Source organism: Corynebacterium sp. HMSC06D04 (assembly GCF_001807315.1).
Taxonomy (GTDB): Bacteria; Actinomycetota; Actinomycetes; order Mycobacteriales; family Mycobacteriaceae; genus Corynebacterium; species Corynebacterium simulans.
Genome location: NZ_KV788559.1, coordinates 102,556 through 124,486 on the forward strand (window position 1 = coordinate 102,556; position 21,931 = coordinate 124,486).

General features: G+C 60.5%; 25 protein-coding genes and 1 riboswitch. Of the genes, 8 read left to right on the forward strand and 17 right to left on the reverse strand.

The window, feature by feature from the left end:
• Positions 1-72: 72 nt before the first annotated feature.
• Both HMPREF3155_RS10160 and dxr read right to left on the reverse strand, forming a co-directional pair.
• On the reverse strand, positions 73-1,281 hold the full coding sequence (locus tag HMPREF3155_RS10160) for a M50 family metallopeptidase (RefSeq protein WP_070433247.1): 1,209 nt from the start codon (positions 1,279-1,281) through the stop codon (positions 73-75).
• A 15-nt stretch (positions 1,282-1,296) separates the two neighbouring features.
• The gene (gene dxr, locus HMPREF3155_RS10165; protein WP_061923187.1) at positions 1,297-2,463 is read right to left on the reverse strand and encodes a 1-deoxy-D-xylulose-5-phosphate reductoisomerase; all 1,167 of its coding nucleotides are present in this window, start codon (positions 2,461-2,463) and stop codon (positions 1,297-1,299) included.
• A 158-nt stretch (positions 2,464-2,621) separates the two neighbouring features.
• Between dxr and HMPREF3155_RS10170 the strand changes: the two genes are divergently transcribed.
• Positions 2,622-3,071 carry a DUF2631 domain-containing protein gene (locus HMPREF3155_RS10170; RefSeq protein ID WP_061923190.1) on the forward strand — a complete coding sequence of 150 codons (450 nt, stop codon included), beginning with the start codon at positions 2,622-2,624 and terminating at the stop codon, positions 3,069-3,071.
• Positions 3,072-3,241: 170 nt separating this feature from the next.
• Here the strand turns inward: HMPREF3155_RS10170 and rlmN are convergent, their stop codons facing one another.
• A complete protein-coding gene (rlmN, locus tag HMPREF3155_RS10175) occupies positions 3,242-4,348 on the reverse strand; it encodes a dual-specificity RNA methyltransferase RlmN (RefSeq protein ID WP_070433309.1) in 1,107 nt (368 codons plus the stop codon).
• A gap of 94 nt (positions 4,349-4,442) precedes the next feature.
• Between rlmN and HMPREF3155_RS10180 the strand changes: the two genes are divergently transcribed.
• A complete protein-coding gene (locus HMPREF3155_RS10180) occupies positions 4,443-4,823 on the forward strand; it encodes a LapA family protein (RefSeq protein ID WP_061923193.1) in 381 nt (126 codons plus the stop codon).
• Between the two features lie 120 nt (positions 4,824-4,943).
• Here the strand turns inward: HMPREF3155_RS10180 and HMPREF3155_RS10185 are convergent, their stop codons facing one another.
• The 5 genes from HMPREF3155_RS10185 to rpsB all read right to left on the reverse strand — a co-directional run bounded on the left by HMPREF3155_RS10185 (position 4,944) and on the right by rpsB (position 9,261).
• Complete coding sequence (locus HMPREF3155_RS10185) at positions 4,944-5,825, reverse strand: phosphatidate cytidylyltransferase (RefSeq protein ID WP_179294363.1); 882 nt, start codon at positions 5,823-5,825, stop codon at positions 4,944-4,946.
• Positions 5,826-5,908: 83 nt separating this feature from the next.
• A complete protein-coding gene (gene frr, locus HMPREF3155_RS10190) occupies positions 5,909-6,466 on the reverse strand; it encodes a ribosome recycling factor (RefSeq protein WP_070433248.1) in 558 nt (185 codons plus the stop codon).
• Positions 6,467-6,564: 98 nt separating this feature from the next.
• Positions 6,565-7,311, reverse strand: coding sequence for a UMP kinase (gene pyrH / locus HMPREF3155_RS10195; protein ID WP_061923198.1), 747 nt, complete (start codon positions 7,309-7,311; stop codon positions 6,565-6,567).
• 177 nt (positions 7,312-7,488) lie between these two features.
• Complete coding sequence (tsf, locus tag HMPREF3155_RS10200; RefSeq protein ID WP_070433249.1) at positions 7,489-8,301, reverse strand: translation elongation factor Ts; 813 nt, start codon at positions 8,299-8,301, stop codon at positions 7,489-7,491.
• A gap of 153 nt (positions 8,302-8,454) precedes the next feature.
• Positions 8,455-9,261 (reverse strand): 30S ribosomal protein S2, encoded by an 807-nt coding sequence (gene rpsB, locus HMPREF3155_RS10205; RefSeq protein WP_061923205.1) that lies wholly within the window; start codon positions 9,259-9,261, stop codon positions 8,455-8,457.
• A 393-nt stretch (positions 9,262-9,654) separates the two neighbouring features.
• Here rpsB and HMPREF3155_RS10210 point away from each other — a divergent pair, with 393 nt between their 5' ends.
• The gene (locus HMPREF3155_RS10210) at positions 9,655-10,212 is read left to right on the forward strand and encodes a M23 family metallopeptidase (RefSeq protein ID WP_082778616.1); all 558 of its coding nucleotides are present in this window, start codon (positions 9,655-9,657) and stop codon (positions 10,210-10,212) included.
• Here HMPREF3155_RS10210 and HMPREF3155_RS10215 read toward each other — a convergent pair.
• The 8 genes from HMPREF3155_RS10215 to lepB (HMPREF3155_RS10250) all read right to left on the reverse strand — a co-directional run bounded on the left by HMPREF3155_RS10215 (position 10,190) and on the right by lepB (HMPREF3155_RS10250) (position 16,941).
• Positions 10,190-11,089, reverse strand: coding sequence for a tyrosine recombinase XerC (locus HMPREF3155_RS10215; protein ID WP_061923208.1), 900 nt, complete (start codon positions 11,087-11,089; stop codon positions 10,190-10,192). The genes HMPREF3155_RS10210 and HMPREF3155_RS10215 overlap by 23 nt on opposite strands.
• Before the next feature lie 82 nt (positions 11,090-11,171).
• Complete coding sequence (dprA, locus tag HMPREF3155_RS10220; RefSeq protein WP_061923211.1) at positions 11,172-12,350, reverse strand: DNA-processing protein DprA; 1,179 nt, start codon at positions 12,348-12,350, stop codon at positions 11,172-11,174.
• Positions 12,347-13,867 (reverse strand): YifB family Mg chelatase-like AAA ATPase, encoded by a 1,521-nt coding sequence (locus HMPREF3155_RS10225; RefSeq protein WP_070433250.1) that lies wholly within the window; start codon positions 13,865-13,867, stop codon positions 12,347-12,349. Before HMPREF3155_RS10225 ends, dprA begins: the two co-directional genes overlap by 4 nt.
• On the reverse strand, positions 13,854-14,222 hold the full coding sequence (locus tag HMPREF3155_RS10230) for a YraN family protein (RefSeq protein ID WP_061923217.1): 369 nt from the start codon (positions 14,220-14,222) through the stop codon (positions 13,854-13,856). The genes HMPREF3155_RS10225 and HMPREF3155_RS10230 overlap by 14 nt, the downstream gene beginning before the upstream one ends.
• Positions 14,223-14,488: 266 nt before the next feature.
• A complete protein-coding gene (locus HMPREF3155_RS10235) occupies positions 14,489-14,794 on the reverse strand; it encodes a DUF2469 domain-containing protein (RefSeq protein WP_061923219.1) in 306 nt (101 codons plus the stop codon).
• 66 nt (positions 14,795-14,860) lie between these two features.
• Complete coding sequence (locus tag HMPREF3155_RS10240) at positions 14,861-15,502, reverse strand: ribonuclease HII (protein WP_070433251.1); 642 nt, start codon at positions 15,500-15,502, stop codon at positions 14,861-14,863.
• The gene (gene lepB / locus HMPREF3155_RS10245) at positions 15,489-16,268 is read right to left on the reverse strand and encodes a signal peptidase I (RefSeq protein ID WP_070433252.1); all 780 of its coding nucleotides are present in this window, start codon (positions 16,266-16,268) and stop codon (positions 15,489-15,491) included. Before lepB (HMPREF3155_RS10245) ends, HMPREF3155_RS10240 begins: the two co-directional genes overlap by 14 nt.
• Positions 16,246-16,941: a signal peptidase I gene (lepB, locus tag HMPREF3155_RS10250; RefSeq protein WP_201040727.1), complete on the reverse strand. Its 696-nt coding sequence runs from the start codon at positions 16,939-16,941 to the stop codon at positions 16,246-16,248. Before lepB (HMPREF3155_RS10250) ends, lepB (HMPREF3155_RS10245) begins: the two co-directional genes overlap by 23 nt.
• A 268-nt stretch (positions 16,942-17,209) precedes the next feature.
• Between lepB (HMPREF3155_RS10250) and HMPREF3155_RS10255 the strand changes: the two genes are divergently transcribed.
• On the forward strand, positions 17,210-17,401 hold the full coding sequence (locus HMPREF3155_RS10255) for a hypothetical protein (RefSeq protein ID WP_141740980.1): 192 nt from the start codon (positions 17,210-17,212) through the stop codon (positions 17,399-17,401).
• Between the two features lie 139 nt (positions 17,402-17,540).
• Here the strand turns inward: HMPREF3155_RS10255 and rplS are convergent, their stop codons facing one another.
• Complete coding sequence (rplS, locus tag HMPREF3155_RS10260) at positions 17,541-17,885, reverse strand: 50S ribosomal protein L19 (RefSeq protein WP_062038443.1); 345 nt, start codon at positions 17,883-17,885, stop codon at positions 17,541-17,543.
• A gap of 175 nt (positions 17,886-18,060) precedes the next feature.
• A riboswitch (TPP riboswitch) is annotated at positions 18,061-18,176 on the forward strand.
• On the opposite strand from rplS, the gene thiC reads away from it, so the two are divergent.
• The 4 genes from thiC to thiS all read left to right on the forward strand — a co-directional run bounded on the left by thiC (position 18,173) and on the right by thiS (position 21,931).
• Positions 18,173-19,930, forward strand: a complete 1,758-nt coding sequence (thiC, locus tag HMPREF3155_RS10265) for a phosphomethylpyrimidine synthase ThiC (protein WP_070433255.1) — start codon at positions 18,173-18,175, stop codon at positions 19,928-19,930. It overlaps the preceding riboswitch by 4 nt.
• Positions 19,923-20,564, forward strand: coding sequence for a thiamine phosphate synthase (locus HMPREF3155_RS10270; protein ID WP_083281306.1), 642 nt, complete (start codon positions 19,923-19,925; stop codon positions 20,562-20,564). Before thiC ends, HMPREF3155_RS10270 begins: the two co-directional genes overlap by 8 nt.
• Positions 20,561-21,685 carry a glycine oxidase ThiO gene (gene thiO, locus HMPREF3155_RS10275; protein WP_070433256.1) on the forward strand — a complete coding sequence of 375 codons (1,125 nt, stop codon included), beginning with the start codon at positions 20,561-20,563 and terminating at the stop codon, positions 21,683-21,685. Before HMPREF3155_RS10270 ends, thiO begins: the two co-directional genes overlap by 4 nt.
• Before the next feature lie 48 nt (positions 21,686-21,733).
• Entirely contained in the window at positions 21,734-21,931 is a 198-nt protein-coding gene (gene thiS / locus HMPREF3155_RS10280; RefSeq protein WP_070433257.1) for a sulfur carrier protein ThiS, read from the forward strand.

The window sequence follows — 21,931 nt, forward strand, 5'->3', positions numbered from 1 at the left end:
TAGCACCGCTAAGTGCCTAGCCTCGTGCCCGCCCTGCGCCTGGGACGAGCAATAGCGCTAAGCCAAAGAGGCTTAGCCGAAGAGGCGGATCGGGTTGACCACATCGGCGACGATGATGAGCGCACCAACCACCATCAGCACGGCCGCGATGGCATAAGTAATAGGCATCAAGGCTGTGTAATCGGCCGGACCCTTCGGCTCCTTGCCAAGCAGGCGGCGGATGGCGTCGCGAATCTTTTCATAAATGATGACCGCAATGTGACCGCCATCAAAAGGCGGCAGCGGAATGAGGTTGAACAAAGCCAGGAAGAAGTTCAGCGTCGCCAGCATCATGAAGAAGGTCGACCACAGACTACGCTCGACCAGCTCGCCGCCCACGCGGGAAGCGCCAACCACGGACATCGGACCGTTGACATCGCGCTCGTGACCAAAGATGGAGGCCACTACCCCAGGTACCTTGGCCGGGAACTGAATGATGCCGTCGACAGTCGCGTCTAAGACATAGCCCGCATAACGCGCCGTGGCCGGGAAGGCGCCGATAAAGTCATGCTTTTCCGTGGTATCTACCGGCTGGTTGACCAGGCCGATGGAGCCGGCGTCGACAAGCGCGCCCTCCTGATTCAAACGCTTGACCGAATCCAGAGTGATCTCCAGCGTCTTGTGCTGGCCATCGCGCTCGACCTCGAGTTGCACCTTCTCCCCCGGGCGCGGGAAGACCTCCTCGCGCAGCTGCGCAAAGCTTTGCAAAGGCTTGCCGTCCAAGGCCACGACGATGTCGCCGACCTTCACTCCAGCCTTGCCCGCAGGCCCCTCGCCCTGGCAGTCCGCAAACTCGCCCTGCTGGTTCTGATCTGCTGAGCAAACCACCTCGCCCACTCGTGGGCGCACGTCTGCATCCGGGTTCGGAATGCCCGCCGTCATGGCGATGAGCAGCAAGATGACAAAACCCAAAAAGAGGTTGACCGTGATGCCGCCAGCCAACACGATGACGCGCTGCCATGCCGGCTTTTTGTACATCGCATGCGGCTCTTCCTCCTCCGTGAGGAAGTCATCTTGTTCCGTCATGCCCGCGATGTCGCAGAAACCGCCCACCGGGAAGGCCGCTAGGCCGTACTCGGTGTGCCCGCGAGTAAAGCCCGCGATCTTGGGGCCAAAGCCGATGTAGAAACGGCGCACGCGCATGCCGAAAGCACGAGCGCTGAACATGTGTCCAGCCTCGTGCAAAGCAACGGTGATACCGATTCCCAGGGCGAATAAGACGATGCCCAGGATATTTGCCATAGTGGTGAAAGCTTTCTAGTTAGCCAAAGTGTCCACCAGCGCGTTTGCGCGCCGGCGGGCCTCGCCCTCAACGGCGATTACATCCTCGACGGATGAGGGTACACCAGCGAACTGGGAGGCCTCCCCCACGACCTTGTCAACCACGTCGACGATCTCTGGGAAGTGGATGCGGCCTGCCAAGAAAGCCGCCGCAGCCTCCTCGTTCGCGGCGTTGTAGACCGCCGGATGCGTGCCACCCGCCTCCGCCGCGGCGCGGGCAAGGGAAACGGCGGGGAACGCGGCGTCGTCAAGCGGCTCAAAGTGCCAATCGTGCGCCTTGGAAAAATCGAGCGCCGGCTGCGCACCGGGCACGCGATGCGGCCAATCCAGCGCCAGGGAAATCGGCAGCTTCATCGAAGGTGGCGAAGCCTGGGCAATGGTGCAGCCATCCTTGAAGGTAGCCATGGAATGAATGATGGACTGCGGGTGCACCGTAACGTCGATGCGCTCGGGGGCAATGTCGAAGAGCAAGGTGGCCTCGATAAGCTCCAAGCCTTTATTAATTAAGGTCGCGGAATTAAGCGTATTCATCTGCCCCATGGACCACGTGGGGTGCTGCGCCGCTTGCTGCGGGGTCACGTCCCACATCTCCTCACGCGTGCGGCCGCGGAAAGGGCCACCCGACGCCGTCAACACGAGTTTATCCAGCTCCCCTTCCGCGCCGGAGCGCAGGCACTGCGCCATGGCGGAATGCTCGGAATCGACCGGGATGATCTGGCCCGGTTTTGCCATGCGGGTGACAATATGGCCGCCGGCCACCAGAGATTCTTTATTGGCCAGGGCGAGAAACGCCCCCTGCTCCAGCGTGGCGATGGTAGAGCGCAGGCCCATCGAGCCCACCAAGGCGTTGAGCACCTTGTCTGCTTCGACTTCGCGCACCAACTGCTCAGCGGCATCCGCGCCCGTGCGCACCGGGCCTCCCAAGGCTGCTGAGACTTCGCGTGCAGCCTGCTCACTCGCCACCGCCACGTGGTCAAACGAAAGATTGAGAGCACGGGCCTGCTCTATCACTAATTGCGGGTTGGAACCGCCCGCGGCGATGCCGACTACTTGGAATTTATCCGGGTTATCGGCGATAACTTCCAGTGCCTGGGTGCCGATGGAGCCCGTGGACCCGAGAATAAGAATGCGCTGTGTACTCACCTCTCCAACCCTAGCGAGCCGCGGCCAAAATAGGGTGAGCGAAATTGCCGGGGGTGTTTCTTCGCTAACGCGGCGAGGATGATTTAAACTACTACACAGAATAAATGGCATTTCATGTGCGCGCGCAGAGTGCGCCATGTACACGCAAAGGAGAGCAAGTGTCTTCCCACAAGCCGGCACCGCAGGTTTTCGACGGCGTTTCCACTGAGGACGTCCCGTCCGCAGGTTTTGGTTGGTCCCGCATCAGCCGCTCTGGCGTTCAGATCGCTGGCTGGATTTCTGTACTCTTCCTGCTGGCCTACAACTTCGGTAACCACAAGGGCCACGTTGAGACCGTCTGGCTCATCGCTCTTGCCGTCGTTCTTGCTCTGGGCCTTATCATCTTCGCCCTGCGCCCGAACCTCTCCCAGGTGCGCACCGTCACCGCTCGCAACCAGCCGGTTGGCCACGTTGAGCCGGACTGGGTATATGACCAGAAGACGGTTTCCGGCTCCTACGCTGAGCTTAACGACGCAGAGCTGCGCGCCCTGAACATCGACCCAGCTCGCGTTTCCCACCTGCGCGTCGAGCGCGGCACCGCTCGTGCAGCCCGCAAGGCAATGCACTAAGCGCATACGCGAAATACTCCCCGCCACCCACCTTGTTGTTGGGTGACGGGGAGATTTTTATGCGCTCTTTAGCTGAAGCGCCGCCCAAGGCGAGCTTGGGGCGGCGTAAATGGATTGGGCGGCGTAAATGGGTTGGGCGGCGTGAATGGCTCGGGTGGATTGGCCGAGCTTTAGGCGGACTCGCGCTCGTCGGCAGCGAGCTGGCCGCAGGCGGCGGCGATTTCATCGCCCTTGGTATCGCGGACGGTGCACGGCACGCCTTGAGCGATGACACGGCGGACGAACTCGTCCTGGCGGTCCCTCGGTGCGGCGTCCCACTCAGAGCCCGGGGTTGGGTTCAGCGGGATGACGTTGACGTGCACCTTGGAGCCGAGCGCGCGGTGCAGCTTCTGCCCCAGCATGTCGGCGCGGAAGTCCTGATCATTCTTGTCACGGATGAGCGCATACTCGATGGAGACGCGACGGCCGGACTTGTCAGCGTAGTAACGAGCGGCGTCGAGGACCTCCTCGACCGGCCAGCGGTTGTTGACCGGAACCAGGGAATCACGCAGCTCATCGTCTGGAGTGTGCAGGGAGACTGCCAGGGTGCAGGAGAGGTCTTCGTCGGCAAGCTTGCGGATAGCTGGAGCAAGTCCCACGGTGGAAACCGTCACGTTGCGCTGGGAAAGGCCAAAGCCCGTCAAGACCTGGCCGGTTATCTGGCGCACGGCGTGGACCACGCGCTTGTAGTTGGCCAGCGGCTCGCCCATACCCATGAACACCACGTTGGACAGGCGGCCGCCTTCTTCCTCCATGAGCTTGGCGGCGTGGCGGAACTGCTCCACGATCTCTGCGGTGGACAGGTTGCGGTCGAGGCCGCCCTGACCGGTAGCGCAGAACGGGCACGCCATGCCGCAGCCGGCCTGGGAAGAAATACACAAGGTGGCGCGGCCCGGGTAGCGCATGAGCACAGACTCGAGCATGGTGCCATCGTGCAGGCGCCACAGGGACTTGGTGGTCTCCCCGTCATCCGTGGAGGTCTGGCGGATGGGAGTCATCAGCGTTGGGAAGAGACGCTCCTGGACTTCCTCACGCTTGCCGGCCGGGATGTCCGTCATCTCGGAGACATCCGCGGTGCGGTGTACGTAGTAGTGCTTTGCCAGCTGGTTCGCGCGGAACTTAGGCAGGCCAATTTCCGCGAGGACGTCAATGCGCTCGTCGTGGGACAGATCCGCGAAGTGCTTCGGCGGCAAACCGCGCCGAGGGGCGGAGAAATTAAGTTTCAATGCTTCAGCCATGGTTCCGCCCATTTTTCCACGTTTTCGGCACTTTTACCCAATTGAAACCGAGGCGAAGTGGCACAATCGACAGCTCGCAGGATTAAATAGACATATGACACAAAACGAATTCCCCGCAGACGAGACCGCCTACGCGCCAGAGACCACCGCTGATAACACCACTGGCACGCACACCGAAGTTGAGTCCACTTACTCCCAGCAAGAGGACACGAAGGTCAAAGGATCTTTCGCAGCTTCCACCTGGGCCGCACTGATCGTGGGATTCCTGCTGCTCATCGTCCTCATCGTCTTTATCCTGCAGAACCAGCAGAAGGTGCCGATGAACTTCCTGAACTGGTCGGGCGAATTCCCGGCTGGCATCGCCTACCTCATCTTCGCCATCGCCGGCGCACTGATCATGGCACTGGTTGGCATGTGGCGCATGTTCGAGCTGCGCCGCCAGGTGCGCAAGCAGGCCAAGGCACGCAACCGCTAAATACCCAGCGAGCCAAACACTAATACATTAAAAATCTCCTCCCGCATCTTCTTAAGTCACGCTCGACGCGTGGCCGGAAGAGAGGGAGGAGTCTTTTAGGTTTTGCCTTCGGCTAAAAATTTAGAAACCGTGGAAATTAGCCAAGAAGTTCACGGCCACCCAGGTCACCATGGCGGAAGGAAGCATGCCGTCGAGGCGATCCATTAAGCCGCCGTGGCCGGGAAGAATCTGGGACATGTCCTTGATACCCAGCTCGCGCTTAAATTGGGATTCCACGAGGTCGCCCAAGGTGGCGCAGAACACCAGACCCAAGCCCATCAGGCCGCCTACCCATGCATCGTGGTGCAGCAGCAGCTTCACGCTAAGGGCACCGGTGGCAACGCCAAAGATGACCGAGCCGATAAAACCTTCCCACGACTTCTTGGGGCTTACTGCAGGAGCCATGGGGTGCGAGCCGAACATCACGCCGGCTACGTAGCCGCCGGTGTCAGAGGCCACGACACAGAGCATGAAGGCCACAATCGACGCCGCGCCAGAGGCGAACGGGGTCTCCACGCGGGACAGCATCGCCGCAAACGTGGCAAACAAAGGAATCCAGGTCAGGACGAAAAGTCCCACGGACATATCGCGCAGATAGTTAATCGGCGGGCGATGCCGGCCGTTGTGGAAGAGACGGCCAAACATGAGTGCCAAGACGGCGACGACGTAGACCGCTACGAGGCCGGGGGCTCCCAGAGGCCAGGAGACCCAAAGCATCGCCTGGCCCAAGACGATGAGCAGGGTGCGAGGCATAAAAAAGGAATGCTCGCGCAGGCGCGTGAGTACTTCCCACATTGCGATAGCGACGGCTACTGCCACGACCATGTACCAAGCAAAGGCACCGGCCCAGACGGCAAAGACAACGAGTGCGCCAAGGCCCACGCCTACCCCGACCGCCGCAGGCAGGTCACGGCCCGCGCCGTTCTTCGGCTTGGGCAGACGACGATTCGACTCGCTAGTCACGCGCGCTCCTTCCACAGGAAGATGGGATACTCACAAAAAAGCGCCGCCGAGCTGAAAGTGCCCGGCGGCCAGGTTCGAGGTGCTTAGACCTCCATCAACTCGTTTTCCTTGTTGGCAACGAGCTTATCCACCTGGTCGATATAACCCGCGGTGGTCTTTTCCATTTCCTTTTCGGCTGCAACGACTTCGTCCTCGCCGGCGTCGCCGTCCTTCTGCAGCTTCTTCAGCTGGTCCATGGCCTTGCGGCGGATGTTGCGGATAGCAATCTTTCCGTCTTCGCCCTTGCCTTTTGCCTGCTTGACGAGGTCGCGGCGGCGCTCCTCGGTCAGCTGCGGGATGGTTACGCGCAGAACGTGGCCGTCGTTGGTTGGGTTAACGCCCAAGTCGGAGTTGCGGATAGCGTTTTCGATCTCTTGGATCATGGACTGCTCATAAGGCTTGATGAGCATCATACGTGGTTCCGGAACGGAGATGGTAGCCATCTGGGTGATCGGGGTCGGCGCACCGTAGTACTCAGCAACCAAGCCGTTGAACATAACCGGGTTTGCGCGGCCGGTACGGATGGTGACCAGCTGCTCGCGGGTGTGCTCCACCGAAGCGGTCATGTGCTCTTCTGCTTCGAGCTGGATCTCGTCGATCATTGGGTTAAAACTCCCCTTTTCGAATTTAAAGTAACTGGGATTGAATCTAGCAGGATCGCACGCCTTCTGGGGCGAAGGACGTGGCCTAAAGTACTTTCTTAGTCTTCCTTGGACTGAACCAGGGTGCCGATCTGCTCGCCGTTGACGGCGCGCTTGATGTTGCCCTCAGTCAGCAGGTTGAACACCAGGATTGGCATGTCATTATCCATGCAGAGGCTGAACGCGGTGGCGTCTGCAACCTTTAGCCCCTTCTCGATGACCTCACGCGGGGTGATTTCGGAGTAGAGCTCCGCATCAGGGTTGGTGCGTGGGTCGTCGGAATAGACGCCGTCAACAGCCTTGGCGAGGAAGAGCACCTCTGCCCCAATTTCCAGCGCGCGCTGTGCAGCGGTGGTGTCAGTGGAGAAGTACGGCATGCCCATGCCAGCGCCGAAGATAACCACGCGGCCCTTTTCCAGGTGGCGGTCTGCGCGCAGCGGCAGGTAAGGCTCTGCGATCTGAGCCATGTTGATGGAGGTCTGCACGCGGCAATCGACGCCCTGCTGCTTCAGGAAGTCCTGCAGTGCCAGGGAGTTCATGACAGTGCCCAGCATGCCCATGTAGTCAGAACGGGCGCGGTCCATGCCGCGCTGGGAAAGCTCGGCGCCGCGGAAGAAGTTGCCGCCGCCAATGACTACGGCGACCTCGGTGCCCTGCTTTGCAATCTCGGCGATCTGCTGGGCGACGTTTTCTACAACGTCTGGGTCGATGCCGACCTTGCCACCTCCGAACATTTCACCGCCCAGCTTAAGCATTACGCGCTTGTATCCGGTTCGCTTGGTGTCAGGGTTAGCCACGGCCTTCATCGTCTCCTTAATGCGGGCGTTTTTAAGTCCGTTCCATCTTACCCATACAAGCTCTATTGCTCATATTCAATGGGGTGGATGCCACCCGCACAGAAAACGCGAAATGGTCCTGCCGCAATTGCGACAGGACCACTAGAAAGTCTGCAGCTAAAAAGCAAGCAGCTTTAGATCAAAGCCTTAGGCGCCAACCTCGTAACGCACGAAGCCCTTGATGGTGGTGCCAGCTTCCTCAGCAACCTGCTTGACGGTCTTCTTGGAGTCAGACAGTGCAGCCTGCTCAAGCAGAACGACGGACTTGTAGAAGCCGTTCAGGCGACCTTCCACGATCTTCGGCAGAGCAGCCTCCGGCTTGCCCTCCTCGCGGGTGGTAGCCTCAGCGATCTCGCGCTCCTTCTCAACGACCTCAGCCGGAACGTCCTCGCGGGTCAGGTACTCAGCGTTCATAGCTGCAATCTGCAGAGCAACAGCGTGTGCACCCTCAGCGTCGCCCTCGTAGGAAACGAGAACGCCAACTGCCGGCGGCAGGTCAGCGGAACGCTGGTGCAGGTAGACAGCGACGTTGTCGCCCTCGAGGGTGACTGCACGGCGTGCCTGCAGCTTCTCGCCGGTCTTTGCGGACTCTTCGTCGACGATCTCAGAAACCTTCTTGCCGTCGATCTCGAGGTTGTTCAGCTCCTCGCCGGAGTTGACCTTAGCCTCGCCAGCAGCCTCAGCGATCTTGGTAGCGAAAGCCTTGAATGCCTCGTTCTTTGCAACGAAGTCGGTCTCGCAGTTGATTTCGACCATGGTGTTGCCGGAAACAGCAACGAGGCCCTCGGTAGCCTCGCGCTCAGCGCGCTTGGAAACGTTCTTTGCGCCCTTGATGCGCAGGAACTCTACGGCCTTGTCGTAGTCACCGTTGGACTCGTCGAGTGCCTTCTTGCAATCAAGCATGCCGGAGCCGGTAGCCTCGCGCAGTGCCTTTACGTCTGCAGCAGTGTAGTTCGCCATAGTTCGGGCGATCCTCCTTGGTTTCAAACAGTATTCGATGTGACAGCGTACTCGACGCTAACGTTTTACGCCGCCCTTGGGGGTGAGTTTTTACAGAAGAATAAACCCCCGCGGCCGTAATCCAACGGTAGCGGGGGCTTAGCCTAAAGTCTTTTACTCTGCGGACTCAGCAGATGCTGGGTCGGAAGCAGCAGCAGCCTCTGCTGCGTCGCGAGCTTCCTTCTCAGCGGAGTCGCCGGCAGCTTCCTTAGCTGCAGCCAGCTGGCGCTCCTCGCGGGCCTTCTTGCCCTCTTCAACTGCGGTGGCGATGATGCCGGACAGCAGTTTGGTAGCGCGGATTGCGTCGTCGTTGCCTGGGATCGGGAAGTCAACGTCATCCGGATCGCAGTTGGTGTCCAGGATGGCAACAACTGGGATGTTCAGCTTCTGAGCTTCCTTAACCGCGATGTGCTCCTTGTTGGTGTCAACAATCCACAGTGCGGAAGGCGCCTTGGTCATCTCGGAGATGCCACCGAGAACGCGCTCCAGCTTGACGCGCTCGCGCGTCAGCATGAGAACTTCCTTCTTGGTGCGGCCCTTGTAGCCGTCCTCAGCTGCGTCCATTGCCTGAAGCTCCTTCATGCGCTTCAGACGCTTGGAAACGGTCTGGAAGTTGGTGAGCATGCCGCCCAGCCAACGGTGGTTGACGTAAGGCATGCCAACGCGAGTTGCTTCCTCAGCAACTGCTTCCTGAGCCTGCTTCTTGGTGCCGACGAAGAGGATGGTGCCGCCGTGGGCAACGGTCTCCTTGACGAACTCGAAAGCCTCATCGATGTAGGTCAGGGTCTGCTGAAGATCGATGATGTAGATGCCGTTACGGTCGGTGAAGATGAAACGCTTCATCTTTGGGTTCCAACGACGGGTCTGGTGGCCGAAGTGCACACCAGCGTCGAGGAGCTCGCGCATGGTTACAACTGCCATGATTCGCTCGCTTTCTGTTGTTATTTCGGTTTTGCAAGAAAATGTGCGGTGTTTTATTCCGCACCCTAGCAACGAAGGCTCTGGTCAACACCCCACTTCATGTGGGGACCGCGTCAACACAGGGCTGTTTCTTCCTTAACCCAGGAAGCAACGACTTCGCCGCGCGTAGTCAGCGCATCGAAATGCTTTTAAACATGCCAGACACACTGCTGGGGCAAATTCTAGCCGCATCCTGCGCACTAGTCCAAAACGAGTGGCGCTTTTCCACAATTTTTCGCTGACGCGGCCCCAAACGGCACCACATCGCTCACATGCACCCCACTAACCCCAGTTTGTTCACAGCGCATTAATCAACTCTTTCGCCACCACTGCCCCATTGCAAAGACTAGGTCTATGAAACTCAACGCAAAGAACTTTTCTTGGATACGCACGAAGCCAAATGTCTGCTGGCTGGCTCTGTGCCTCGGCGCCTTTCAACTGGTCATTCTTCCCTGTGCTCCCGGCGCGCCCAACACGCCGACCGCGTGGGCATATGTCGATCCCACCACGGGCGCTGCCATGGCAACGCGGGTTTTGGAAGGTTTTGATCCACCGGCTCAGAAGTGGAGCGCTGGTCACCGGGGTGTGGACCTGGCGCTTTCGATTGGCTCTGACGTTCGCGCTGCTGGCGACGGCGAGGTCTATTTTGTTGGCAAGGTGGCGGGCAAACCCGTAGTTTCCATCGCACATGCCGATGGCGTGCGCACGACCTATCAGCCTGTATTCGGGCATGTGGCCAAGGGCGATAAGGTCCGCGAGGGCCAAATCATTGGCAGGTTAGCGCCACCGGTGGACGGCAAGCCTGGCCTGCACTGGGGCGCGCTTATCGACGGCCCGGAAAAGACGTATATCGATCCGCTTTCGCTTCTCGACGCCCCGGTGATCCGGCTTAAGCCCGTGGATGGGCCTTAGAGTAAACGTCCTTGAGCCGCTGTGCGGAAACGTGGGTATAAACCTGCGTGGTCTGCAAAGAGGAATGCCCTAAAAGCTCCTGCACCACGCGCAGGTCTGCGCCGCCTTCTAGAAGGTGGGTGGCCGCAGTGTGCCGCAAGCTGTGCGGGCTTAGCCCATTGGCGCCGGTTACCTGTGCAGCTTTTTCCACCACGCGGCGCACCTGGCGTTGGTCAATACGCCCACCGCGTGTGCCAACGAAGACGGCTTCCGTCTCCCCCGCCAATTGAGCGCGACCCTTATCCAACCAAGTGCGCAAGGCATCAGCGGCTGCCTCTCCAAAAGGCACCACGCGCTGTTTGTTTCCTTTGCCGGTAACCCGCGCGGTCTGCCGGCGCAGATCGAGGTCACCGATATCGAGGCCGGCAAGCTCTGCCACGCGCATGCCGGTGGCGTAGAGCAACTCCAGCATCGCACTATCGCGCAGGAAATGAACCTCGTCAGCCGAGACGGCATTGCCCACGAGCTCCCCTGCTTCGTTCTCCCCCAGAACCTTAGGCAGGTGTTTGCCCACCTTCGGAGTCACCAAGCGCGCTGCAACGTCCGAGCCAAGATGGCCTTCGCGCACCGCCCACGTCGAAAACGCTCGAACCGCCGCAGTGCGGCGTGCCAAGGTGGCTCGGGACTTGCCGGCAGTGACAGCCTCACCGAGCCAGGCGCGCAGTGCGTTCAGGTCAAAACTCGCAAAGTCTGGAACGCTACGAGCTAAGTCCCGAAGGTCGGAGCGGTATCCCTTCACCGTGGCCTGCGAACGCCCACGGATGAGCAGCTGGTGCTCGGCGAAATCCTCGATTGCCTCTACCAGCTGCCCAGATAGCTCCTCCGCGCTCCGTGTCATGTCCCAGGAGTCTACTCCAGTTGCAGAAGGCTCAACATCCCCGTGTCTAGCGCAGCGCCTTTGTCCTTTCTATCTTCGTATCTCATTCGCTGCGCCGCCAACGCTTGCCCTCGCGTATAACCAGCCCCTGTTTCTGCAAAGCCACCAAGAGGTGGACGCACAAGGCCACGCGCATGCCTGCTTGTTGAGCGATGTCTTCTGCGGTTGCACCTTCCTCGCTATTTTGTGGCGCGGCATCAAAGACCTTGAGCTCGTTGCGAGATAGCTGCTGCACCTTGCTCGGAGCAAAGTCGAGCTCGTACTGCCCTGCCGCATCCACACTTCCGACGTTGCCCACCAACCCGCGAATCTCATCCACCGATGTCACCAGCTGCGCCCGCTGGTCCTGGATGCGTTGATGGCATCCCAGCGAGCCTGCTGTGGTGACTGGCCCTGGCACCGCCATGGTTACCCGGCCGAGCGCCTCCGCCCAGTTCAAAGTGTTGAGAGCCCCTGAACGAAACGCGGCTTCTACCACCACAGTGCCGGCCGAAAGCGCCGCGACCAAGCGGTTGCGGGTGAGGAAACGATGACGCTGCGGGGTAGTCCCGGGCGCGAACTCAGAGATGACGCATCCGCTTTCCGCGATCCGCGCGAACAAGGACGCATTGCGCGCAGGATAGTTAACATCGATGCCGCATGGCGCAACCGCGACTGTTTGGCCACCTGCTTCCAAAGTTGCTTCATGGATAGTCGTATCCACGCCCAGCGCCCCGCCCGAAACCGTGGTCCATTGGTGGCTGGCCAAGCCCCCAGCCAGCAACTTGGAGACCTCCCAGCCGTAGCGACTAATCGCGCGTGTTCCCACGAGAGCTACCGACTGAGCCACGCATTCGCGCACGGACTTGCCTTTCACCCACAGCGCATGCGGTGGAACGGCCTGGCTATCAAAGGTCGCCGGGGCATCGGCGCCGCCTGCCTGATAGAAGCCGAAGGCCTGGGCGAATTCTTCCCGAGGCCATTCAGCATCCTCAGGAGTAATCAGCCGCGCGCCCACGCGCTGCGCCGCTGCCAAGTCTTCGTCCTGCCGCAGCCAGTCCCTCCTACTTGTCGTCTCATCGCGCAACGCACCAATCCAGTCCGCCGCGTGATAGACACCATGCGCCACCTCATCCACGGGGTACTGGGACAACAAACCGTGCAGGGTACGAGATGGACCTTCCACCACTCGGTTGAGATAGATCCAAGCATGCAGCGAAGTAGACAAATTTAAGCTACTCATGCCGCCAGCCTTTCCAGCACGCCCGCCCCACGCAGGTCTAGCGCCTTGCCCACATGGTCGATGTCAGGCTGGGCGCTGCCATCAAGGTCTGCCAGCGTCCACGCTAGGCGTAGTACACGGTCAACGCCGCGCTGGCTTAGCTCGCCATCTGCAAGATAGGCCGCAAGCATCGCCATTGCAGTCTCCGTCGCAGGACGATTCCGCCGCAAATACGAAGCTGGCACCGCACCGTTATTGTGAACGGCAAGTCCATCACCGCGCCAGCGCTGCTTCGCTCGATCCCGTGCTTGCGCGACCCTTTCCGCGATTGCCGCCGAAGGCTCCTCATCCACCGCATGCAAGCTCGCCGCCCGGCCCGATATATCCACCACCATATCCAAGCGGTCACGCAACGGCCCCGACAAATTTGTGAGATAGTTCCGTCGCTCAGACGCCCTACACCGGCACTTGCTTGGCTCCTCAGCGGCACAACGGCATGGATTGGCGGCCAGCACCAGCTGAAAACGCGCCGGGAAGGTAACTTCGCGCCGCGCACGCGAGATGGTCACGTGCCCGTCCTCCAAGGGAGCGCGCAGCCCGTCCAATACGCGCGCGGATACTTCGCTGGCCTCGTCGAGGAACAAGACCCCATGATGCGCCAAGCTCACCGCGCCTGGCCGCGGATTCCCCGCACCGCCGCCGAGCAGCGCTGCCCGCGTAACCGAGGAATGCGGCGCAATAAACGGCGCACGGGAGACCACCGCGCCGGGAGTGCCCGCCAAGGAGTGAATGGCTGTGGCCTCGACGGATTGGTCGGTGCTCAGCTTGGGCAGGATGGAAGGCAAACGTGCCGCAATCATCGACTTTCCTGATCCCGGCGGGCCCACCATCAACAGGTGATGCCCGCCAGCGGCCGCAACCTCTGCGGCCCACTTCGCTTCCCTCTGGCCCGCGATGTCGCGAAAGTCTGGAACCTCCTCGCATGCGGGAACTGGTACTTCCATCCCCTGCGCCGAAGGCAAGTCCCGGCTGCCGCATGCCCATGCGAAGGCATCGACAAGCGTGTGCGCGACCAGCACGTTCATATCCGGCACCAGCGTCGCCTCAGCCGCATTGCCCAGCGGGATCACCAAGGTGTCGAAGCCCTGGGACCGCGCCGTTAGAAGTGCTGGAATGATGCCAGATACTGGGCGCACGCTGCCATCTAAGCCCAACTCACCAAGCACCAACGCATTGTCGAGGAGTTCATTGTGCGGCATCTGTGCAGACAAGATCGCCAACGCCATGGGAAGGTCAAAGTGTGCACCTGACTTCGGCAAAGCCGCCGGCGCCATTGAGACCACCACGCGCGTCTTCGCCCACGGCAGCCGCGAGTTAACCACCGCAGTACGGATGCGGTCTCGCGATTCCGAGATCGCCGTATCCGCCATGCCCACCACCTGCACTCCCGGGAGCCCCGTTCCCACGTTGGCTTCCACCGTGACCACGTGCGCGGTAACGCCTTCGAGGGCCGTCGTATGGCATCTACCGAGCGCCATGCTCAACCCCTTCGTAGTGCGTGAGCTCAAATCCCTGGCCGCGTGCCACCAGCGCCACGACGTCGAAGCGCACCACGGACAAGGGTTTATCCTGCAGCCACTGCGCCGCAGCCTTCCGCATGCGCACCAGCTTTCGCGGGGTAACGGCTTCGGCTACCCCAAAAGCATCAGAGGCCCTCGTCTTAACTTCTACGAAAACAATCGTGGCCCCCTCCTGCACGATAAGGTCAATCTCGCCCACCGCATAATGCACGTTGGCGGCCAGCACCTGTCCGCCGCGCTCACGATAAAACTGCGCGGCAAATGCCTCCCCGCGTTTTCCTAAAACCTGGTTCTTATTGGACCTTAAAAGCACGCTTTACTCCCCCAAATTCCGAGCTTTCGCCGCGCCCTGGGCTGCGACACCCGCTGAAACGCCGCAAAAGCCGCATCAACTTTTCTTTGTAAGACCCAGTCCAGCGCAGAAGCAGAGAATATAGCTAGCCCCAAAACGCAAAAAGCGCGCCAACTGTGGATAACTCACCGCGACTCAGGCAAGTTACCGCGACAGGGCGCGCAAAGATGGTGTCGTTTGCTAAGCCAGCACAGCCTTATTCAGGGGCTGACATTTTAAGGAAATAACTATTCCGGCAGGAGGAAGTCTGGCTTATCCAGCTCCTCGATGTTGACGTCCTTGTAGGTAATAACGCGGACGTAGCGCACGAAGCGAGCAGAGCGGTACATGTCCCATACCCAGGCATCAGACATGCGTACCTCGTAGTAGACATCCGGGCCTGAGGTGTGCGGGATGAGCTCCACGGCGTTCGCCAGGTAGAAGCGGCGCTCGGTTTCCACTACGTAGGAGAACTGGCTTACAACATCTCGATATTCGCGGTAGAGGGAGAGTTCTACTTCCGCCTCGTAGTTGTCGAGTTCCTCGGCGCTCACTTGCTAATCCTCCAAAGTTGTGGGGTCAATGGGCCTTAGCTTAACCCGGAAACCACCTGAACAGTTTCAGGCGCGCGCGAGAAATTTCGCGTGGGCTTGTGCCACGTTGCGATAGCTCATCCGGTGTTCCGGGCAGGCACCCAATTGGGCGATCGCTTCCTGATGAATAGCCGTTCCATAGCCCTTGTGCGAGCCCAGACCATAGCCCGGATACTGCCTATCGAGCTCATCCATCACGTAGTCGCGCGAGACCTTCGCCAGCACGCTGGCAGCCGCAATGCAGCGCGCCGCGGCATCGCCGCCCACCATGGGCAGCTGGGGTGCGGGCATGCCGGGGATCTTCAGGGCGTCGGTAAGCACGTAGTGCGGGCGCACCTCCAGGCGCGCTACCGCCCTACGCATCCCAGAGACGTTAGCGTGCTGGATGCCGCGAGAATCAATGTCATCCGCCCCAATATGCACCACAGACCAGGCCAGAGCCTTGTCTTTGATGATGGGATAGAGCTTCTCCCGCGTCTTGGGCGTGAGCTTTTTAGAGTCGGTGAGCTTATCCAACTCCGGAACGATCTTCTCCGGCAGGATGCATGCGGCGATAGTAATCGGCCCGCAGCACGCCCCGCGGCCGGCCTCATCGACGCCGGCTACCGGGCCCAGACCAGCCTTACTCAAGGCCACTTCGTAGGTGCGCTGTTGTTTAAGCCGCCGCATGTTGGATTTTGGGATCGTCGATAAGCTGTGCGCGTGGAATCGGCAGAACCACTGCCTCTACCTTGCCGCGAACATTGTCCACCGGAATCGTGCCCTGCAGGTTGTCGCCCAAGTGCGCGCGGGAGTCGAGCGAGTTCGTGCGATTATCACCCATCACCCAAATATTTCCCTCCGGGACCGTGACGGGGCCAAAATAGCTGCCGCCGCAGGCCTCCGAGCCAGCTGCGGTATCCACCGGCATCTCTGGCGGGGTTTTGGCATAAGACTGGTCGATGGGCTGGCCATCCACCATCACTGCCGGGTCACCTGCCTCGCAGGAAACGGTCTGGCCTTCGGTAGCGATAACACGCTTGACCAAAATGTTTTCACCATTAGGCAGCAAGCCGATGGCCGCGCCGGCATTTTCGACGCCGCGAACGAGCACGTTATCGGAGCGCTTTACTGCGAAGGAAGAATTCCAGGAATCGGTGCCTGCGAAGACCACGACATCACCGGGCTGCGGATCAGAGAAGTAATAGCTGAGTTTTTGGACCAAGATACGGTCGTTCTTACAGCCCGCACAGCCATGCAACGTCGGCTCCATCGAAGCCGACGGAATCAGATACATCCGCCCGATGAACGTCTGCACGAAAGCCAAGACCAGAAACACCACGATGACCGTAGGCAGAAGATCGCGCACGCGCACGCGCTCTTCTTCCGGGGCGTGGTCAACGGCGCGGTTTTCTAGGTTGGGACGCCGCTTTCTAGGCCTGGATGTCTGGGTCATCTACCCCACCGATGTGGTTGAACGGGAAGAACACGAACATGACCTTGCCGCGGACGTTTTCTACCGGAATGGTGCCCTGGTACTGATCCTGCATGTGATAGCGGGAGTCCGCGGAAGCCGTGCGGTTATCGCCCATTACCCAGATGTTTCCTTCCGGAACGGTAACTGGGCCAAAGTAGGCACCGCCGCAGGCATAGGAACCGGTCTTCTCGTCAACCTTGTAGGTTGGCGGATCCATGACGTAGTCCTGGTTAATCGGCTTGCCATCCACCATCACAGCTGGATCGCCCTCCTGACAGGACACGGTCTGGCCGCCCGTAGCTACGACGCGCTTGACCAAGGTGTTCTCATCCGGCGGGGTCAGCGAGACGTAGCTCAGTACATCCTGAATCTTGTGAATGACCTCGTTGGAAGAACGCGGCGACTGGTAATTGCGGTTCCAGTCATCGGTGCCCTTGAACACCACGACGTCGCCAGGCTCTGGGCCCTTATCTCCGTAGTAGGAAATCTTCTCGGTGAAGATGCGGTCATTGGTGCAGCCATCGCAGCCGTGGAGGGTTGGCTCCATCGAACCAGAAGGAATGACATATTGGCGGCCGATGAAGGTTTGTACGAGGCCTACCACGCACAATACGCAGAGGATGATGAGAAGGGTCTCCAGGAGCCACGGCAGCTCCTTTTTCTCCTTCTTTTCTTTCTTCTCTGATACTTCTTCTACCGGCTTGGACTCGCTAGTCGCGACGTCTGCGCCATGGTCTTCGAATTCCTTCTCGTTATTCACGGGCTAAATCCTAGCAACAATGGGCCCGAAAACCGGTACCCTGACGAAAGCATTCAGCGAACTCTAAGTTCGCCGAATCCCCCATCAGTCCCCCGCGAGCTCCGCAAACTTCCATCAAAAAGTATTGAATTACTTTTTCGCCTGAAGTAGCGTGCTGTTTATGTCTTTGGGAATAATTGAACTTCTTTTCATACTCGTACCGCTACTGATCATCGTTGCGATCGTCGCGGGCGTCGTCTGGTGGGCGAAAAAGGTAAGGAGCGACCAACAAGACATTAAGCACATGCTCACCGAGCAGCAAATGGCCCAGGACTCCACCCAGCAGCCGGGCACCGGCTCAGCACAGATTTAAACGCCGGACCAAAACCAAGAAAACTAGAGCAAAGCTAACAGTCCAGACCTAAAAGTCTAGACATAGCAAAAGCGCCCGCTCTCCCTCTCGAACCTCGAATGAGGAACGAAGACGGAGGCGGGCGCTTTCGGCGCTAGAACTAGCGGCGCTCCTTGATGCGAGCCTTCTTGCCGCGCAGGTCGCGCAGGTAGTACAGCTTTGCACGGCGGACACGGCCGCGGCGTACAACCTGGATGGACTCGAGGTTCGGGGAGTGAACCGGGAAGGTACGCTCAACGCCGATGCCGAAGGAGACCTTGCGGACGGTGAAGGTCTCACGGATGCCAGCGCCCTGGCGGCGGATGCACACGCCCTTAAAGAGCTGAACACGCTGGGTCTTACCCTCGATGACCTTGACGTTTACGTCGAGGGTATCGCCTGGGCGGAAGTCTGGAACATCGTCACGCAGCTGTGCTGCATCTACCTTGTCAATGAGGTTAGCCATTGTTTTTCCTTTTCAGTTTAAGACAGAGGACCCTAGCGCCCCTTCAACCTTGAAGAAGCTGACCGGTTCGTGCCTGTTACATAGAACAAAGGAATTCTTCCATACCCACCGCGCGAACAGCAAATTCTTGCAATTCCAAGACAGACGCGCATCACAGGGTTTATGGTGTGTGATGCAAGTACCCCACGGGTGCCCACGAAGAAGTGGGCTGAGATAGGCGCCAAGGCCGCGTCTAGACCGTTCGAACCTGTCTGGTTAGCACCAGCGAAGGAAGTGAGGAAGGCGCCATGTCGGCTACCCCTAACGAGATCCATCCAAAGCACTCTTACTCCCCCATCATCCGTGATGGCCTGGAGGTACCGGAAACCCAGATCGAGCTCGATGACTCACCCACTGGGCCCAACGAGCCTTTCCGCGTCTACCGCACCCGCGGCCCCGAGTGTGAGCCGGAGGTGGGCCTGCCGGGTCTGCGCAGCGAGTGGATTGCAGGCCGCGGCGACGTTGAGGAGTACGCCGGCCGCGAGCGCAATCTGGCCGACGACGGCAAGTCCGCCCAAAAGCGTGGTGCGGCCTCAGCGGAATGGCGCGGCGAGAAGCGTGCCGTCCTGCGCGCCAAGGCCGGCAAGCGCGTCACCCAGATGCACTATGCCCGCAAGGGAATCATCACCAAGGAAATGGAGTTCGTGGCGCTGCGCGAGCACTGCGATCCCGAGTTCGTGCGCGCCGAGGTCGCCCGCGGACGCGCGATTATCCCGAATAACATCAACCACCCTGAGTCCGAGCCGATGATCATCGGCCGCAAGTTCTTGACCAAGATCAACGCCAACATCGGCAACTCCGCCGTGACTTCTTCTATCGCAGAAGAAGTGTCCAAACTGCGCTGGGCCACCCGCTGGGGAGCCGATACCGTGATGGATCTTTCCACCGGCGATGACATCCACACCACCCGCGAGTGGATTCTGCGCAACTCCCCAGTACCGATTGGCACCGTGCCTATCTACCAGGCGCTGGAGAAGGTAAACGGCGTGGCCGAGGACCTTACCTGGGAGATCTTCCGCGATACCGTCATCGAACAGTGCGAGCAGGGCGTGGACTACATGACCATCCACGCCGGTGTGTTGTTGCCCTTCATCCCGTTGACTACCAAGCGCGTCACCGGAATTGTCTCCCGCGGCGGTTCGATTATGGCCGGCTGGTGCCTGGCCCACCACAAGGAGTCCTTCCTCTACGAGAACTTCGACGAGCTCTGCGAGATTTTCGCGCAATACGACGTCGCCTTCTCCTTGGGCGATGGCCTGCGCCCTGGCAGCCTGGCCGACGCCAACGACACCGCGCAGTTCGCCGAGCTTAAGACCATCGGCGAGCTCACCCGCCGCGCCTGGGAATACGACGTGCAGGTCATGGTGGAAGGCCCCGGCCACGTTCCGCTGAACATGATCCAGGAAAACAACGAGCTGGAACAGGACTGGGCCCACGACGCCCCGTTCTACACACTGGGCCCGCTGGTCACGGACATCGCTCCGGGATATGACCACATCACTTCCGCCATCGGCGCCGCACACATCGCCATGGGCGGCACCGCGATGCTGTGCTACGTCACCCCGAAGGAGCATCTGGGTCTGCCGAACCGTGACGATGTCAAGACCGGCGTCATCACCTACAAGCTCGCCGCGCATGCCGCCGACGTGGCCAAGGGCCACCCCGGCGCGCGGGCGTGGGACGACGCCATGAGCAAGGCCCGCTTCGAATTCCGGTGGCACGATCAGTTCGCGCTTTCGCTCGACCCTGAGACCGCGCAGGAATACCACGATGAGACCTTGCCGGCTGAGCCCGCCAAGACCGCGCACTTTTGTTCGATGTGTGGCCCGAAGTTCTGTTCCATGCGGATTAGCCAGGACATCCGCGATACTTTCTCGGATTCCCTGGGCATGCCGAGCTTTCCCACCGATGCCAAGGCCGGCGAGGCAATGATGTCAGCCGAGTTCAAGGCGCAAGGCTCCAAGCTCTATCAAACGGCAGACACGGAGCCAGCCGACCGTGCTTGATCTGCGTTGTTACTTCGTCACCGGCACCAATATGTCACCGGAGATTGCCGCGGCCGCCGTGCGTGGCGGCGCGGGCGTGGTACAGGTGCGCTCAAAGCCAATTTCTGCCCGCACGCTCTATGATTTGGGCGCCCGCGTGGCCGAGGCGGTGCACGAGGTAAATCCGCGCGCGCACGTGCTTATCGACGACCGCGTCGACGTCGCCCTAGCTCTGCGTTGCGCGGGCGCGCCCGTCCACGGCGTGCACATCGGCCAGGACGATCTCTGCCCACGTGCCGCACGTGAGCTGCTCGGCCCCGATGCAATCATCGGCCTGACCACGGGAACGCTTGAGTTAATTAGGGACGCAAACCAGTACGCGGACGTCCTCGACTACGTCGGCTGCGGTCCCTTCCGCGCTACCCCGACGAAGGATTCTGGACGCACCCCGCTGGGGCTCGAGGGCTACCCAGAGATCGTCGCCGCCTCGCAGCTGCCCGTAGTCGCCATCGGCGACGTCACCGCGGACGATGCCGCCGAGCTCGCTGCAACCGGCGTCGACGGCCTGGCCGTCGTGCGCGGAATCATGAATGCCCCGGACCCAGCCGCCTACTGCGAGCGTCTCCTGAGCGAATTCGAGAAAGGTCGCGCATGAGCACTGCCAGCACTGCCAGCTCAAGCGTTGCCATCGTCGGCGCCGGGGTCATCGGCCTTGCCACCGCAGTAGAGTTGGCCCAGTCAGAGATCAAAGTCGATGTCTTCGACCCAGCGCCAGCATCCGGCGCCACGCACCATGCCGGCGGCATGCTGGCTCCCGCCGCGGAGGTGGTCTATCAACAAGACCCGCTCTTTCCGCTGATGCAAGCCTCAGGCAAGTGGTATCCGGAGCTTATCGCGGCCGTCGCCAAGCACAGCGACCTCGATACCGGCTACCGCGACGAAGGCACGCTCGTGGTAGCCGCGGACCGCGCCGATTCCCAGCATTTGTCAGAGCTCATGGACTACCAGAATGCGCACGGCATGCAGGTCGAGCGCATCACCGTGCGGCAGGCGCGCTCCCTCGAACCGGGGCTGAGCCCACGCCTGGCCGGCGCCGTCTCAATTCCCGGGGATACGCAGGTCTTCCCCCGGCAATGGGCGCTCGCGCTATACGACGCCGCGGAAAACCTAGGCGTGCACTTTCACCGCACAAAGGTCACACGCGTCGACGATGGAGTCGACGGCGGAGTGGTACACACCGAAGGAGGTACTTTCGCCGCAGACCAGGTGGTGCTGGCCGCCGGACTGGGGGCGAATGGTCTTAGCGAATGGTCGCAACCGCTGCGCCCAGTCTACGGCGACATCCTGCGCCTACGTGTGCCAGAGCAACGCCGCCCGCTGCTAGACCGCGTGGTGCGCGGATTCGTGGAAGACCGTCCTATCTATCTGATTCCACGCGGTGACGGAACCATCGCCGTGGGCGCGACCAGCCGCGAGGATAGCCTCAATGCCCCGCTGGCCGGCGGTGTCTATGACCTGCTGCGCGATGCCATCCGGGTGCTGCCGGGCATCGAAGATTGCGAGTTCCTAGAAGCCACCACCGGCGCCCGCCCGGGCACGCCTGATGATCTTCCCTACCTGGGGCGCGTGAGTGACAGGCTCATTGTCTCCACCGGGTATTTCCGCCACGGCATCCTGCTGGCCGCCTTCGGTGCACGGTGTACGCGCGAGCTCGTCCTCGGCGAGGACCCCAGCATCGAACTTTCGGCCTGCGACCCGCTGCGCTTTGCGCGCTAGAGCCGAAGTAAAGACAGCTTTTGTCAAGACAGATATTTAAGGAACACGATGACAATCACCTACAACGGGCAGAAGATGGATACCACCGCAGCAACAGTGGCGGCACTGATTGCCGAGGTCAATGCACCAGAGGTGGGCACTGCGGTGGCCATAAATGGCGCGGTGATTCCACGCTCGGCGTGGGAAGACACCCGCCTCGAAGAAGGCGTGGTCATCGATGTTCTTACTGCAATCCAGGGAGGCTAG